The 13423-nt window shown below is 53.8% G+C and carries 13 protein-coding genes; 3 read left to right on the top strand and 10 right to left on the bottom strand.

Annotated elements, in window-relative coordinates; genetic code table 11:
* Positions 1-27: 27 nt before the first annotated feature.
* Together thiI and MUU47_RS22440 are read left to right on the top strand one after the other, a co-directional pair.
* Entirely contained in the window at positions 28-1476 is a 1449-nt protein-coding gene (gene thiI / locus MUU47_RS22445) for a tRNA uracil 4-sulfurtransferase ThiI (RefSeq protein ID WP_258990591.1), read from the top strand.
* Positions 1477-1568: 92 nt separating this feature from the next.
* Entirely contained in the window at positions 1569-2303 is a 735-nt protein-coding gene (locus MUU47_RS22440) for a GntR family transcriptional regulator (protein WP_258990367.1), read from the top strand.
* Positions 2304-2332: 29 nt separating this feature from the next.
* On the opposite strand, the gene MUU47_RS22435 is transcribed toward MUU47_RS22440, so the two are convergent.
* The 5 genes from MUU47_RS22435 to panE form a co-directional block, all read right to left on the bottom strand.
* Positions 2333-3055 (bottom strand): glucosamine-6-phosphate deaminase, encoded by a 723-nt coding sequence (locus MUU47_RS22435; RefSeq protein WP_258990365.1) that lies wholly within the window; start codon positions 3053-3055, stop codon positions 2333-2335.
* 9 nt (positions 3056-3064) lie between these two features.
* On the bottom strand, positions 3065-4381 hold the full coding sequence (locus MUU47_RS22430) for a 6-phospho-beta-glucosidase (protein WP_258990363.1): 1317 nt from the start codon (positions 4379-4381) through the stop codon (positions 3065-3067).
* A 12-nt stretch (positions 4382-4393) separates the two neighbouring features.
* Positions 4394-5659 carry a PTS sugar transporter subunit IIC gene (locus tag MUU47_RS22425; RefSeq protein ID WP_258990361.1) on the bottom strand — a complete coding sequence of 422 codons (1266 nt, stop codon included), beginning with the start codon at positions 5657-5659 and terminating at the stop codon, positions 4394-4396.
* A gap of 257 nt (positions 5660-5916) precedes the next feature.
* Positions 5917-6507, bottom strand: a complete 591-nt coding sequence (gene yajL / locus MUU47_RS22420; RefSeq protein ID WP_258990360.1) for a protein deglycase YajL — start codon at positions 6505-6507, stop codon at positions 5917-5919.
* Positions 6467-7381 (bottom strand): 2-dehydropantoate 2-reductase, encoded by a 915-nt coding sequence (gene panE / locus MUU47_RS22415; protein WP_258990359.1) that lies wholly within the window; start codon positions 7379-7381, stop codon positions 6467-6469. Before panE ends, yajL begins: the two co-directional genes overlap by 41 nt.
* Positions 7382-7525: 144 nt before the next feature.
* Here panE and MUU47_RS22410 point away from each other — a divergent pair, with 144 nt between their 5' ends.
* Entirely contained in the window at positions 7526-8017 is a 492-nt protein-coding gene (locus MUU47_RS22410) for a YajQ family cyclic di-GMP-binding protein (protein ID WP_258990358.1), read from the top strand.
* 62 nt (positions 8018-8079) lie between these two features.
* Here MUU47_RS22410 and MUU47_RS22405 read toward each other — a convergent pair whose 3' ends face one another.
* From MUU47_RS22405 to cyoB, 5 genes are all read right to left on the bottom strand, one after another.
* Entirely contained in the window at positions 8080-9444 is a 1365-nt protein-coding gene (locus MUU47_RS22405; RefSeq protein WP_258990357.1) for an MFS transporter, read from the bottom strand.
* A 147-nt stretch (positions 9445-9591) separates the two neighbouring features.
* Positions 9592-10479, bottom strand: coding sequence for a heme o synthase (gene cyoE / locus MUU47_RS22400; RefSeq protein ID WP_125355070.1), 888 nt, complete (start codon positions 10477-10479; stop codon positions 9592-9594).
* An 11-nt stretch (positions 10480-10490) separates the two neighbouring features.
* On the bottom strand, positions 10491-10817 hold the full coding sequence (locus tag MUU47_RS22395) for a cytochrome o ubiquinol oxidase subunit IV (RefSeq protein WP_258990355.1): 327 nt from the start codon (positions 10815-10817) through the stop codon (positions 10491-10493).
* On the bottom strand, positions 10817-11431 hold the full coding sequence (locus tag MUU47_RS22390; protein WP_110511656.1) for a cytochrome o ubiquinol oxidase subunit III: 615 nt from the start codon (positions 11429-11431) through the stop codon (positions 10817-10819). The genes MUU47_RS22395 and MUU47_RS22390 overlap by 1 nt, the downstream gene beginning before the upstream one ends.
* On the bottom strand, positions 11421-13412 hold the full coding sequence (gene cyoB / locus MUU47_RS22385; protein ID WP_258990353.1) for a cytochrome o ubiquinol oxidase subunit I: 1992 nt from the start codon (positions 13410-13412) through the stop codon (positions 11421-11423). The genes MUU47_RS22390 and cyoB overlap by 11 nt, the downstream gene beginning before the upstream one ends.
* Between the last annotated feature and the right edge of the window lie 11 nt (positions 13413-13423).

Genomic DNA, 13423 nt, shown 5'->3' with positions numbered 1-13423 from the left:
CGGGTTTGCCAACGAACCATTGCCGCCATGAAGTTTATCATTAAATTGTTCCCGGAAATCACCATCAAAAGCCAATCTGTGCGGTTGCGCTTTATAAAAATTCTGACCGGGAATATCCGTAACGTACTCAAGCAGTACGACGAGACCCTTGCCGTTGTTCGTCATTGGGATCACATCGAAGTTCGCGCCAAAGACGAAGATCAGCGTCCGATTATTCGCGATGCGCTGACCCGTATTCCCGGCATCCACCATATTCTGGAAGTGGAAGATGTGCCTTTCACTTCACTGCACGATATCTTCGAACAGACGCTGCCGCTGTGGCGCGAAACGCTGGAAGGTAAATCATTCTGCGTACGCGTAAAGCGTCGTGGTAAGCATGATTTTACCTCTATTGAGGTAGAGCGTTACGTGGGCGGCGGGCTGAATCAGCACATCGAAACCGCGCGCGTGAAGCTGACCAAACCGGATGTAACGGTCAATCTGGAAATTGATAACGATCGTTTGCTGCTGGTTAAAGGCCGCTACGAAGGTATCGGTGGTTTTCCGATTGGCACCCAAGAGGACGTGCTGTCGCTGATTTCCGGCGGTTTCGACTCCGGCGTGTCCAGCTATATGCTGATTCGTCGTGGTTGTCGTGTGCATTATTGCTTCTTCAACCTGGGCGGCGCTGCACATGAAATCGGTGTACGTCAGGTGGCGCATTATCTGTGGAACCGCTTCGGCAGTTCACACCGCGTACGCTTCGTGGCGATCAACTTCGAGCCGGTGGTGGGTGAAATCCTCGAAAAAGTCGACGACGGCCAGATGGGCGTGGTGCTTAAACGCATGATGATGCGTGCCGCGTCTCAGGTCGCTGAGCGCTACGGCGTGCAGGCGCTGGTCACCGGCGAAGCGCTGGGCCAGGTGTCCAGCCAGACCCTGACCAACCTGCGTCTGATCGACAACGTGTCCGATACCTTGATTCTGCGTCCGCTGATTTCTCACGACAAAGAACACATCATCGATCTGGCGCGTGAAATCGGCACAGAAGATTTTGCCCGCACCATGCCGGAATACTGCGGCGTGATTTCGAAGAGCCCGACCGTGAAAGCGGTGAAGGCGAAAATCGAAGCGGAAGAGCAGAACTTCGATTTCGCTATTCTCGACAAAGTGGTGGCGGAAGCCAACAACGTCGATATTCGCGAGATTGCGCAGCAGACTCAGCATGAAGTGGTTGAAGTCGAAACCGTGACTGCGTTTGACGCGACCGATGTGGTGCTCGATATTCGTTCTATCGATGAACAGGACGACAAACCGCTGAAGCTCGAAGGCGTGGAAGTGGCGTCTCTGCCGTTCTACAAACTCAGCACCCAGTTTGGCGACCTTGACCAGAGCAGAACGTATTTGCTGTGGTGCGATCGCGGCGTGATGAGCCGTCTGCAGGCGCTGTATCTGCGCGAGCAGGGCTTTGCTAACGTGAAGGTCTATCGCCCGTAGAGTGACAGCCCTGCGGCATGTTGTTTGCCCGGCCTATGTGGAAATGTAGCCCGGGTAAACACCGCGCCACCCGGCATTTGTCTGAGGTCAGCATGCAAAAGGTGCACAAGTATATTGAGATTAAGGAACGCATTAAGGGCGATATCCTCAATCAACTCTATAAAAAAGGTGAAAGTATCCCCTCTGAGCGCGAACTGGCAGGCCTGTACGGCGTGACCCGCGTAACGGTGCAGAAAGCGATGGATAACCTGGTTCAGGAAGGGTTTATCGAGCGCATTCACGGCAAAGGGATGTTCGTGCTGAAAAACAGCGCCACCAACGTCTACCTTTTAAATAACGAAACCAGCGACAGCATCCTCGGCTTTTCCCGCGAATTTCAGGGGCGAGTAAAGGTCAGCAGTCAACTGTTAGCGTTCAATGTCATTCAGGCTGATGCCACGCTGGCGCAGCATCTTGAAATCTCTCCCGGCGACAACGTCTGGTTTATCCGTCGTATCCGATTGCTCGACGGCAATCCGGTGCTGGTGGAAGACAGTAATATCCCGCAACGCGTCATCGACACCATTCCTGAGGACATCCTCAAGGAAAGATCGCTGTATGGCTATATCGAAGCGTACACCGGGAAGAAAATCAAAGACGCCGACTCCATTATCGAAGCCGCGCTGTTTGACGATGAGCTGGCACTACTGCTCAATATCGCCAGCGGCCAGCCGATGCTGAAAATTACCGAAGTGACGCGCCTTGCCGACAAAACGGCGTTTAACTACTCCATCAGCTATAACCGCGCCGATATCTTCCGGGTCAAAAACCTACGCATCGAACGCTAGCAGGCGCTAAAGCGCCTGCCAGATTCGCACTACAGCGCGCTTGCCGCTGCGCTATCTACATACAAACTTGCCTGTGGCACCGTTTTGACCAGCGTCGACGGAATATCTCGACTCGCCGGGTGATTCACAGTCTGCGCCACAATGGCCGCTTTCTTCTCGCCGCTTGCCATCAGCACGATATTTTTCGCCGCCAGAATGGTTTTCAGCCCAAGTGAAATACCCTGTTTTACCTCGCGTGGCGTATCGAAATACTTCACCGACACCGCCTGTGTAACGTCATCCAAATCAATCACGTGGCAGGTGTTATCCGGCGACGCACCCGGCTCGTTAAAGCCAATGTGCCCATTCATGCCGATACCGAGCACGATACAGTCAATCGGCCCATGCTGTGCAATATAACCATCGACGCGCTGGCACTCTGTCTGCGGGTTGGCGGTGAGCCCATCGAAGAAGCAGATTTGCTCCTCACGCAGCGTCAGCTTGTCGAAGAAATGATGCCAGACCATTTCGCGGCAGCTGCCTTTGTCCGCCTTGCCAAGACCGAGCCATTCATCCAGCCCGAGAAACTGCGTACGGGAAAAGTCCACGCGGCCCTGCTTTTGCGCATCGACCAGTGCGGCAAACACACCCAGCGGCGTGTCACCGCCCGCGATACAGATAAGCGCGTCGGGTTTGGCGTTCACACAGTGAATCACATTTTGCGCAACCGCCTGACACAGTTGCGAGTAGTCCGGGGAAATAAAGGTTTTCATCGCTGTTCCTTAGCTTTTGGAATGATATTGCGGTAAATAGCGCTGATTCACTTCCAGATATTCATCGAGAATTTTCTCGGCAAGCGTTGCCGACGGTACCAGCGGGTTAATGGTCAGCGCCATCAGCGCAGTGCTGTAATCACCGGTGACTGCGGCTTCGACGGTCAGTTCTTCATAGGCTTTGACGCTCTGGATCAGGCCGCGAATTTTGACCGGCAAACGCCCGTACGCCAACGGGTGCGCGCCGTTACGATCGATGACCGCGTTGGTTTCTAGCGTCACGTGATCCGGCAGATCCGGTGTCGCGCCGTTGTTGACGGTGTTCACCACGTGGATCTCTTTTTTGTCGTTAAAAATCGAACTGATAATTGAGCAGGCGGTATCCGAATACCAGGCACCGCCGCGTTTTTCCAGCTCTTTCGGTTTATGGGAAAGGTGCTCATCCTGATAAAGCTCAAACAGACGATGTTCAATCTCGCGGGTTTGCTCACCGCGGGTGCCTTTGGTACTGGCATCAATCTGTGCCGCCTCAACCATTTCGCGGGTCAGGAAGAAGTACTTCAGATAGGAAATCGGGTACATGTGTAACGCTTTGGCAAAGCGCGAGGAGAAGCCGATGTCCGGGATATTTTTCAGCGAGTTGCTGGCGCTGCCCTGCGCCAGTTTTGCCATGAAATCATCCGTGTAATCTTCGCCTTTAATGAAAATCTGGTCGGCGAAAATCAGGTGATTCAGGCCCATAATGCGGGCGTAAACGTCCTTCTTTTCGACCTCATAGGCTTTGGCGATATCCATCAGCATGCTGTTCGCGCCGCTGCAAATCCCGATGCTCTTGATGTTCGAATGGCGGGTGATGGCTTCGGTGACGATGCCTGCCGGGTTGGTGAAATTAATCAGCCACGCGTCCGGGCAATATTTTTCCATGTCCCGGCAGATATCCAGCAGCACCGGGATCGTACGCTGGGCTTTCATAAACCCCCCTGGGCCGGTGGTTTCCTGGCCCAGCACGCCGTATTTCAACGGGATTTTTTCATCGTTGATGCGCGCATCCAGGAAGCCCACGCGCAGCTGGGTAGTAACGAAATCGGCGTCTTTCAGCGCTTCGGCGCGGTCGAGGGACAGATGAATGTTCATCGGGATCCCGGCCTCTTTCACCATGCGCTGCGCCAGCTTGCCAACAATCTCCAGTTTCTCTTTGCCTTCTTCGATGTCCAGCAGATAGTAATCGGTCACTGGCAGTTCATCGTAACGTTTGATAAAGCCGTCGATCAGTTCCGGGGTATAGCTTGAGCCACCGCCGATGGTGACAATTTTGAGCTTTTTCATCAGATATCCTTTTTACACAGAGTCAGCGTTCAGTACGGATTCGCTTTCGCGTTGTTCTTCATGACGCTCTTTTTCCAGCTGTTGGCGTTCGAGCAATTTGAAGAACGGAAAGTAGATGGCGACAGAGATGACGATGGTACAGACGGACCAGATAACCGCCGGAATATTGCCGCCGGTGACGAACCAGGCAGCGAAAATTGGCGGCATGGTCCAGGGAATTTGCAGTACCGGGCGGCCGATGATGTCGAAATACATCAGGCTGTAGGTGGAGATACACAGCAGCATCGGCGTCAGGGTGAACGGGATCATCAGCAGCGGGTTGAAGACAATCGGGCAACCGAAAATCACCGGTTCGTTGATGCAGAACACTGCCGAAGGCAGCGACAGTTTGCCCACCGATTTATACATTTTGCTGCGGGAACGCAGCATCGCCAGCACCAGACCGAGCGTGGCGCCCGTGCCGCCGATACACATAAACACGATGTAAAAGCCGTCGGCGGTGATGTGTGGAATCGGCTGGTGGTTTAAATACGCCTGGGTGTTTTCAGCGATGTATTTCAGGAATATCGGGCTGGTGATGCCAGACAGCACGTTGTCACCGTGGATACCGCAACACCACAGCAGAGAGATCAGGAAAATCAGCACCAGCATACCCGGCAGTGAGCCGAGACCGCTCACCAGCGGGCTGAGGATCTGGGTGAAAAATTCATTGATATCAAAGCCGAGCATGACCCGGACAAACCACACCAGAGTGATGGCGACCGCAGCCGGAATGAGGCTGGCAAAAGATTGAGCCACGGCAGGCGGAACGCCGTCCGGCAGCTTGATGACAATTTCACGGCCAATAAACCAGCGAATGATATGCACCGTCAGCACTGCCAGAATAATGGCGGAGAACAGGCCCGCAGCCCCAAGGTTATCGACGTTCAGCTGATATTTATCGTTGAGCTGCGCCAGCAGGAACACCACCAGGGTGACGACGCTGCAGGTAATCGCATTCAGCTTATATTCCTTCGCGAGGTTGTAGCTGATCCCAACGGCAGAAATAAGGCCGATTGCACCGAAGGTGACGGCAACTGGCGCGCTGATTTTGTCTGCCCATGGGCCTAACCACTCGCTCCAGCCGGGAATCGGTAAATTGGCGATGATTAAGAAAAGACTGCCGGTGATGGTAAACGGCAGCGTCAGGGCGATCCCGTTACGGACCGCGACCAGAATTTTGTTTTCACCAATCCGGATAAGGACAGGGATGACCTTGCTCTCAATAAACGTAACCACGGGCTACTCCTCTTGATGAGGTTTTTATGCCTCCTGCCGGGGGCGTAAGGAGGTGTTTTTTAAACTGGTATAGTCCAGTTTAAGTTGAGTTTTCCACGGAATATTGGGAGTGTCAAGGCAGGCAAAATGAGAGAGTTTTCGTTTAATTGATTGAAAAATAAGCGCTAGTTGATAAAATCGATGTACAGAAGGGGAGAACTTAATGCCGGAAGTGTGAGCGCCGCCACGGGCGTGGCGGCGGTAAATTGGCTTAGAGCTTACTCGTAGAAGTTGTAAATCCCCGCCGGTAACACCAGTTGGGAAGCAACGTCATAGGCTTTTTCACGGCCAACCAGCAGGTCGATGATTTTCAGGCCGAAGTCGATGCTGGTGCCCGGTGCCTGGCTGGTGAGCAGATTCACTCGCGGATCCCAGACTACGCGTTTATCCTGCCATTGATCGGCCGGAATGGTGTCTTTCAGCCCCGGGAATCCGGCCATGTTGCCGACAGGGAAGATATCGTGTGGAACCAAAACCGTGCCCGCCGCGGCGCAAATGGCCGCCACGATCCGGCCTGAGCGGTGAAATTGTTTTACCGTTTCCACAAGAATGGTGCTGTCGCGGAAATACTCGGCGCCTTTTAAGCCGCCTGGCAGAATGATGATGTCGAAGTCGCCGTCAGCCACCTGTGCCAAGGGTGCATCGGCCAGCAGTTTTACACCGCGTGAGCAGGTGATAGCCAGTTCGCCGTCGCTGGCAACGCTTGCAATGGTGACCTTGATCCCGCCGCGAACCAGCAGATCGATGGTGGTCACGGCTTCCATTTCTTCACTCCCAGGGGCGAGACAAACCAGCGCTGATGCGCTCATACGTATTCTCCTTACGTTTAATCTGTTCATACAGGCGGGCGTTTTCCGGCACCGTAATACCGTGGGCACGCGCGCGCTTTAGCAGGTAGCCGCTGATGTAGTCGATTTCAGTCTGGCGCTGGGCGCGAACGTCCTGAAGCATGGACGAAATGTTGTTGGCAGTGCTGTCGATGATTTGCCAGGTGTAGGCCAGTAAATCTTCTGGACTTGAGTGATGGCCTTCGCGCGCCATTACCGCCGCCGCTTCGTGGCAGATCTGCTCCACTTCCTGCGGATAGTCACGCAGCTCGCCGTTCGGGCAATCGTAGATTGCAGTCAGTGGGTTAATCACGCAGTTGACGGCCAGTTTCTTCCAGCTCGCTGCGCCCAAATCGTTATGCCAGGCTACATCCGGCAGCGCGACGTGCAGTGTATCCGCGAGGGTACTGTGCGCTTGCGCGAGGAGATTGGCCGGACCAATGTGCGTGGTGCCGTTGGCGACATGAATAATCAGATTGCCATCACGTCGTGCCGCCTGGGTGGTCAGGCCCATCAGCAGCGGTTGCTTCACACCGCGCAGCTCTTCCAGTATGCCCATTCCGTTATGCACAAGCAGTATGGGGCAATCGGCCGGGAGTTTACTCGCCAGATTTTTTACCGCTGTCGAGACCTGCCAGGCTTTCAGCGTAACTAACAGCAAGTCGCTGCTGGCGAGAAACTCAGGATCGTTGGCGGTCAGCAGTTCGTTGAAGACGCTCCCGTCAGTCTCCTGCAGATTCACACTGCACCATGGCGAAGGGACGCGTAGCCAGCCCTGCGCCTCGTGGCCTTGCCGGTACAGCGCGGTCAGCCATAATTGTCCAAGGGCGCCGCATCCGAGCACGGTAATCTTCATCGTTCCTCCTCACCTGCTACGGGATCAGGCGTTATGTTACTATTATAGCGCCGACGATACCCCCTGACTCGCAGGGATAACAGGTTGTGTTCTCTGACTTTGCGGGTATTATGCATCGCAACAAAAAGAGAGGGAGAATAAAACATGCCATCTTTCGATATTGTCTCTGAAGTTGATCTTCAGGAAGCCAAGAACGCGGTCGATAATGCGGCCCGTGAAGTGGAGTCGCGTTTCGACTTCCGTGGCGTAGAAGCCAGCATTGAGCTGAACGAAAAAAACCAGACCATCAAGGTGCTGAGCGAATCTGATTTCCAGGTCAATCAGCTGCTGGATATCCTGCGTGCCAAGCTGCTCAAGCGTGGCATTGAAGGTAACTCCATCGAAGTGCCGGAAGAGTTTGTCCACAGTGGCAAAACCTGGTTCGTTGAAGGGAAGCTGAAAACCGGCATTGAAAGTGCGGTGCAGAAGAAGCTCATTAAGCTGATTAAAGACAGCAAACTGAAAGTGCAGACGCAGATTCAGGGCGAAGAAATCCGCGTGACGGGTAAAGCCCGTGACGATCTGCAGGCGGTTATGGCGCTGGTGCGCGGCGGCAATCTCGGACAGCCTTTCCAGTTCAAGAATTTCCGCGACTAATAAAAAACCACCTTCGTGAAGGTGGTTTCATTGAACTCAAAAAGCGGGCGATGCCCGCTTTTTTATGCCCCAACGATCATCTGTTCAATCTCAAAGCGGTTGGTCACTTTGCTGTCGATTTTGACGTATGCAGAGCGCTCGGCGGCGACAACCAACACTTCTTTCACCCCGTCTTTTGCTAACAGACGCGTTTTAAGGTTTTCATCTGCATCGACACCCTCCGGAATGGCCACGCGCAGGCTGCTGACGTACCGCGGCTCCTGCATGGTCATGGCGACCAGCAGCCAGACGGTGGCGAGTAACGCGCCCATCAGGAAGACCGTTTGCGAATCAAAGAAACCGTCGAGCCAGCCGCCCAGTGAGCCACCAATCGCTACGCCCAGGAACTGGCTAGTGGAGTAAATTCCCATCGCCGTACCTTTGTAACCCGCCGGGGATTCTTTGCTGATAAGCGATGGCAGCAGGGCTTCCATCAGGTTGAAGGCGAGGAAGAACAGCTGAACGCCGGCGACAAGTTCCCAGAAGTAGGCGCCCGATCCCCACAGCACAATCTCGGCAATCAAAATGAGGGCGATGCAAATCAGGAACACACGCTTCATGCGGCGTTTCACTTCGGCATAAATGATAAACGGTATGACGGAAACGAATGAGACGAGCATGGTGACCAGGTAGATCTTCCAGTGCTCGGCTGCCGGGAAACCCGCAGCTTCAAGCTGACCCGGCAGGGCGACAAACGTCGACATCAGCAGAATGTGCAGGCACATAATGCCGAAATTCAGTTTCAGCAGTTTTGGCTCCATCAGCACCTTGCTGAAGCAGCCTTTCACCATGCCCGATTCACGGTTGAGGACGTGGTTGTCGCTGTTCGGCACCACCCAAATGGTCAGCAGGATCCCGAGCGTTGCCAGCCCGGAAATCATCCAGAACAGCGCATGCAGGCCGAGTTTGTGGGTAACGATCGGGCCCAGCACCATGGCGATAGCAAAAGTGACCCCGAAGCTGACGCCAATAAACGCCATCGCTTTGGTGCGGTTCTGTTCGCGGGTCAGGTCTGAGAGCAGTGCCATCACGGCGGCGGCAATGGCGCCAGAGCCTTGCAGCGCGCGGCCAAGAATGATGCCCCAGATAGAATCCGACATCGCGGCAATCATACTGCCGACGACGAAAATCAGGAGTCCTCCGACGATCAGCGGCTTACGGCCAATCCGGTCTGAAAGCAGGCCGAATGGGATTTGAAATATTGCCTGTGCGAGCCCGTAAATTCCGATGGCGAGCCCAATCAACGCTTCGCTGGCACCCTGTAATGCCATGCCGTACGTGGTCAGAACGGGCAGAACCATAAACATGCCGAGCATACGCAGTGAGAATACGGTCCCTAAACCCCAGGTTGCGCGCAATTCGCCTGGCGTCATCTTAAAATCGTTCATTTCCACCTCAGTATAAAAGCAGCGCTTAGTGTAAAGCCGGGGAAGGGTAGGGTAAACAAGCGGTTGTTTAGCAAATATTACATCGTGGCGCGTTGATCTAACGAATAAAAAAGGGTGCCGAAGCACCCTTTTAACGCGATGGTTGGCTTACCAGACGTAAGCCAGAACCGAATGCGAATCCGGAACCATAAAGTCGACTGACATCATCACCGATAGCGAGGTAATGGCGACGATAGAGAAGACGAACAACTTGCGCGCCCAGACTCTGTCATCTGCCACTTTGTACCCACGCAGCGCCATTCCAAGCCACCAGACGCTTACCGCCGCCGCTACAATCAGATATTTATATCCAGCGTAGCCACCGAGAGTCAGCATCAGCGTTGCAACAGCAAAAGCAATGATGTAGAGCGTGATGTGGTTTTTGGCAACGGAGATCCCCTTAACAACCGGCAGGACCGGAATGTTTGCCGCCTGATAATCCTTAAAGCGGAAAATCGCGATGGCGTAGGAGTGAGGCATCTGCCACAGGCTGAAAATCGCCAGCAGAATAGCCGCACCGCTGTCAAAGTTGCCGGTAACGGCACAGTAGCCAATCACCGGCGGCGCTGCGCCGGAGAGTGAACCAATCAACGTGCCGTAGACGGAATGGCGCTTCATATACAGGCTGTAAACGCCCACATAAACCACGAAGCCCATCACGCCAAGCCAGCAGGCCAGCGGGTTAGCGCCAAACCACAGGAGCATAAAGCCAGCAACACCCAACAAGGTGGCATACACCAGCGAAACGTTCGGAGAAATCAGGCCTTTGACCAGCACCCGATTTTTGGTCCGTTCCATCTTCCTGTCGATATCCCTGTCGATGTAGTTGTTAAACACACAACCGGACGCAACGACCAGCGACACGCCAATCAAGGTATAGACAAACAGCGGGTAATCGATGCTGCCTTTAGAAGCCAACAGGAAGCCGCCGATGACCGAGATCAGGTTACCGAAGATGATGCCTGGTTTTGTAACTTGCAGGTATTGCTTAAACATACTCGCCGCTCTTATCGAACCATCATGTTGTAGTTAAGGTTCCACATGATCCAGATTGAACCTATCACTACAATCGCAATGATTAGTACAGTAAAGATGAATGCCGTCAGATTCCAGCCCTCATCAGACTTGGAGTTCATGTGCAGGAAGCACACCAGATGCACCAGAATCTGTACTACCGCAGCCACCAGTACGCAGCCAATAAGTACTGCGTGAGATGCGGTGCCGTTCATCACCATCCCGAACGGGATTAGCGTCAGGATGATCGACAGGATAAATCCTGTCATGTAGGTTTTTACGCTACCGTGGGAAGCGCCGTGATCGGTTGAATGACTCATTACATCGCCCCCATCAGATAGACTACAGAGAACACGCAGATCCAGACGACGTCCAGGAAGTGCCAGAACAAGCTCAGGCACAGGATACGGGTGCGGTTGGTCGGAGTCAGGCCGCGACGGTTAATCTGGAACATCAGAACTGCCATCCAGATAAGACCGGAGGTCACGTGCAGACCGTGGGTGCCAACCAGCGCGAAGAACGCTGACAGGAAGCCACTACGATCCGGGCCCATACCTTCCATGATCAGGTGATGGAATTCATAGATTTCCATCGCGATGAACCCTGCACCGAACAGCCAGGTCAGCGCCAGCCAGGAAACAACCTGGCTTTTGTTGTTCTTATACATGGCGATAGCCGCCATGCCATAAGTAATGGAGCTGAACAACAGCAGGGCAGTTTCAACCAGCACGAACGGCAGCTCGAAAATGTCTTTACCTGCCGGGCCACCGGCGGTGTTGTTAACCAACACCGCATAGGTTGCGAACAGAATAGAGAACAGAACGCAGTCGCTCATCAGGTAGATCCAGAAACCGAAGACTTTCATCGGTCCTGCATCATGATGCCCATGTTCGTGCGCGTGGGCATGCGCGTTAGTCAGAGTATCAGTTGACATTTTTCAGCCCTGCCTTAGAGATCTCATCGAAATGCTGGTTTTCCAGTGTTTCGATTTCTGCCACAGGCACGTAGTAATCCACGTCCTCGTCGAAGCTTTTTACAATCCAGGTGATGATGATGCCGAGGAAGCCAACGATCGCCATCCACCAGATATGCCAGATCATGGCAAAGCCAAACACCGTTGCGAAGGCAGCAATCACAATGCCTGCACCGCTGTTTTTCGGCATATGAATCTCTTCATAGCCCGCCGGTTTCTTGTACGCTTCGCCTTTCTCTTTCATTTCCCAGAACGCGTCACGCTCATGAATGTGCGGTACGTGTGCAAAGTTATAGAAAGGTGCAGGGGAGGATGTTGACCACTCCAGCGTACGGCCGCCCCATGGGTCACCGGTCCAGTCACGGTTCTGCTCGCGGTCGCGAATAGACACGTAGTACTGAATCAGCTGGCATGCGATGCCGCAGGCAATCAGCGCCGCACCACATGCTGCAACAACCAGCATTGGGTGGAACTGTGGATCAATCTGCTGGCTCAGGCGACGGGTCATACCCATGAAGCCCAGTACGTACAGCGGCATAAATGCCACGAAGAAGCCGATGATCCAGAACCAGAATGCGCGCTTGCCCCAGGTTTCATTCAGGGTGAAGCCGAACGCTTTCGGCCACCAGTAGGTGATCCCTGCGAAGCAACCGAACACTACACCACCGATAATGACGTTATGGAAGTGAGCAATCAGGAACAGGCTGTTATGCAGAACGAAGTCCGCGCCCGGCACCGCCAGCAGAACACCGGTCATACCGCCGACCGAGAAGGTCACGATAAAGCCGATAGTCCACAGCATCGCGGAGTGGAACACGATACGACCCTGGTACATGGTGAACAGCCAGTTGAAGATCTTAACCCCGGTAGGGATGGCGATAATCATGGTGGCAATACCGAAGAAGGCGTTTACGTTCGCGCCAGCACCCATCGTGAAGAAGTGGTGCAGCCAAACAATGAACGACAGAACGGTAATACACACGGTTGCCCACACCAGAGAGGTGTAACCAAACAGACGCTTACGCGAGAAGGTTGCGACCACTTCTGAGAACACACCGAAGACTGGCAGAACCAGAATGTACACTTCCGGATGGCCCCATGCCCAGATCAGGTTGATGTACATCATCATGTTGCCGCCCATTTCGTTAGTGAAGAAATGGGTACCCAGATAGCGGTCGAGGGTCAGCAAAGCGATGGTGACGGTCAGGATCGGGAATGATGCAATAATCAGGACGTTTGCGCACAGAGAGGCCCAGGTGAATACCGGCATCTTGAACATGGTCATGCCAGGCGCACGCATCTTGATAATGGTCACGAAGAAGTTGATACCGGTCAGCGTAGTACCAATACCGGAGAGCTGAAGCGCCCAAATCCAGTAATCGACCCCGACGCCGGGACTGTACTCAATACCTGACAGCGGCGGATAGGCCAGCCAGCCGGTCTGTGCGAATTCACCCACACCGAGAGACAGGTTAACCAGAATCACACCGACAACCGTGAACCAGAAGCTGAGGTTATTCAGGAACGGGAACGCAACGTCGCGTGCGCCGATCTGCAGAGGAACAACCACGTTCATCAGGCCGATAACCAGCGGCATCGCTACGAAGAAGATCATGATAACGCCGTGAGCGGTAAAGATCTGATCGTAATGGTGAGGTGGTAAGAAGCCTGCTTCACCCGCCGAGGCCAGAACCTGCTGGCTACGCATCATAATGGCGTCAGAGAAACCGCGAATCAGCATCACGATGCCGACGATGCAGTACATCACGCCGAGTTTTTTGTGGTCGACCGAAGTCAGCCATTCTTTCCACAGGTAGGTCCACTTACCGAGGTAAGTGATCAGCGCCAGCAGCGCCAGACCCCCAATGATAATTGCAGATACCGTAACCATGATAATAGGTTCATGGTAGGGCACTGAATCCAGTGTCAATTTTCCGAACATCGTTTCTTCCT

It is taken from the genome of Scandinavium hiltneri (assembly GCF_024764835.1).
Lineage (GTDB): Bacteria > Pseudomonadota > Gammaproteobacteria > Enterobacterales > Enterobacteriaceae > Scandinavium > Scandinavium hiltneri.
The sequence above is the reverse complement of the archived record's forward strand: the minus strand, read 5'-3'. Positions and strand labels throughout refer to the sequence as shown.

Excerpts from the sequence above, each read along its gene's own strand:
- thiI (WP_258990591.1), top strand. The coding sequence starts at position 28 with ATGAAGTTTATCATTAAATTGTTCCCGGAAATCACCATCAAAAGCCAA.
- MUU47_RS22440 (WP_258990367.1), top strand. The coding sequence starts at position 1,569 with ATGCAAAAGGTGCACAAGTATATTGAGATTAAGGAACGCATTAAGGGC.
- MUU47_RS22435 (WP_258990365.1), bottom strand. The coding sequence starts at position 3,055 with ATGAAAACCTTTATTTCCCCGGACTACTCGCAACTGTGTCAGGCGGTT.
- MUU47_RS22430 (WP_258990363.1), bottom strand. The coding sequence starts at position 4,381 with ATGAAAAAGCTCAAAATTGTCACCATCGGCGGTGGCTCAAGCTATACC.
- yajL (WP_258990360.1), bottom strand. The coding sequence starts at position 6,507 with ATGAGCGCATCAGCGCTGGTTTGTCTCGCCCCTGGGAGTGAAGAAATG.
- panE (WP_258990359.1), bottom strand. The coding sequence starts at position 7,381 with ATGAAGATTACCGTGCTCGGATGCGGCGCCCTTGGACAATTATGGCTG.
- MUU47_RS22410 (WP_258990358.1), top strand. The coding sequence starts at position 7,526 with ATGCCATCTTTCGATATTGTCTCTGAAGTTGATCTTCAGGAAGCCAAG.
- MUU47_RS22405 (WP_258990357.1), bottom strand. The coding sequence starts at position 9,444 with ATGAACGATTTTAAGATGACGCCAGGCGAATTGCGCGCAACCTGGGGT.
- cyoE (WP_125355070.1), bottom strand. The coding sequence starts at position 10,479 with ATGTTTAAGCAATACCTGCAAGTTACAAAACCAGGCATCATCTTCGGT.
- MUU47_RS22395 (WP_258990355.1), bottom strand. The coding sequence starts at position 10,817 with ATGAGTCATTCAACCGATCACGGCGCTTCCCACGGTAGCGTAAAAACC.
- MUU47_RS22390 (WP_110511656.1), bottom strand. The coding sequence starts at position 11,431 with ATGTCAACTGATACTCTGACTAACGCGCATGCCCACGCGCACGAACAT.
- cyoB (WP_258990353.1), bottom strand. The coding sequence starts at position 13,412 with ATGTTCGGAAAATTGACACTGGATTCAGTGCCCTACCATGAACCTATT.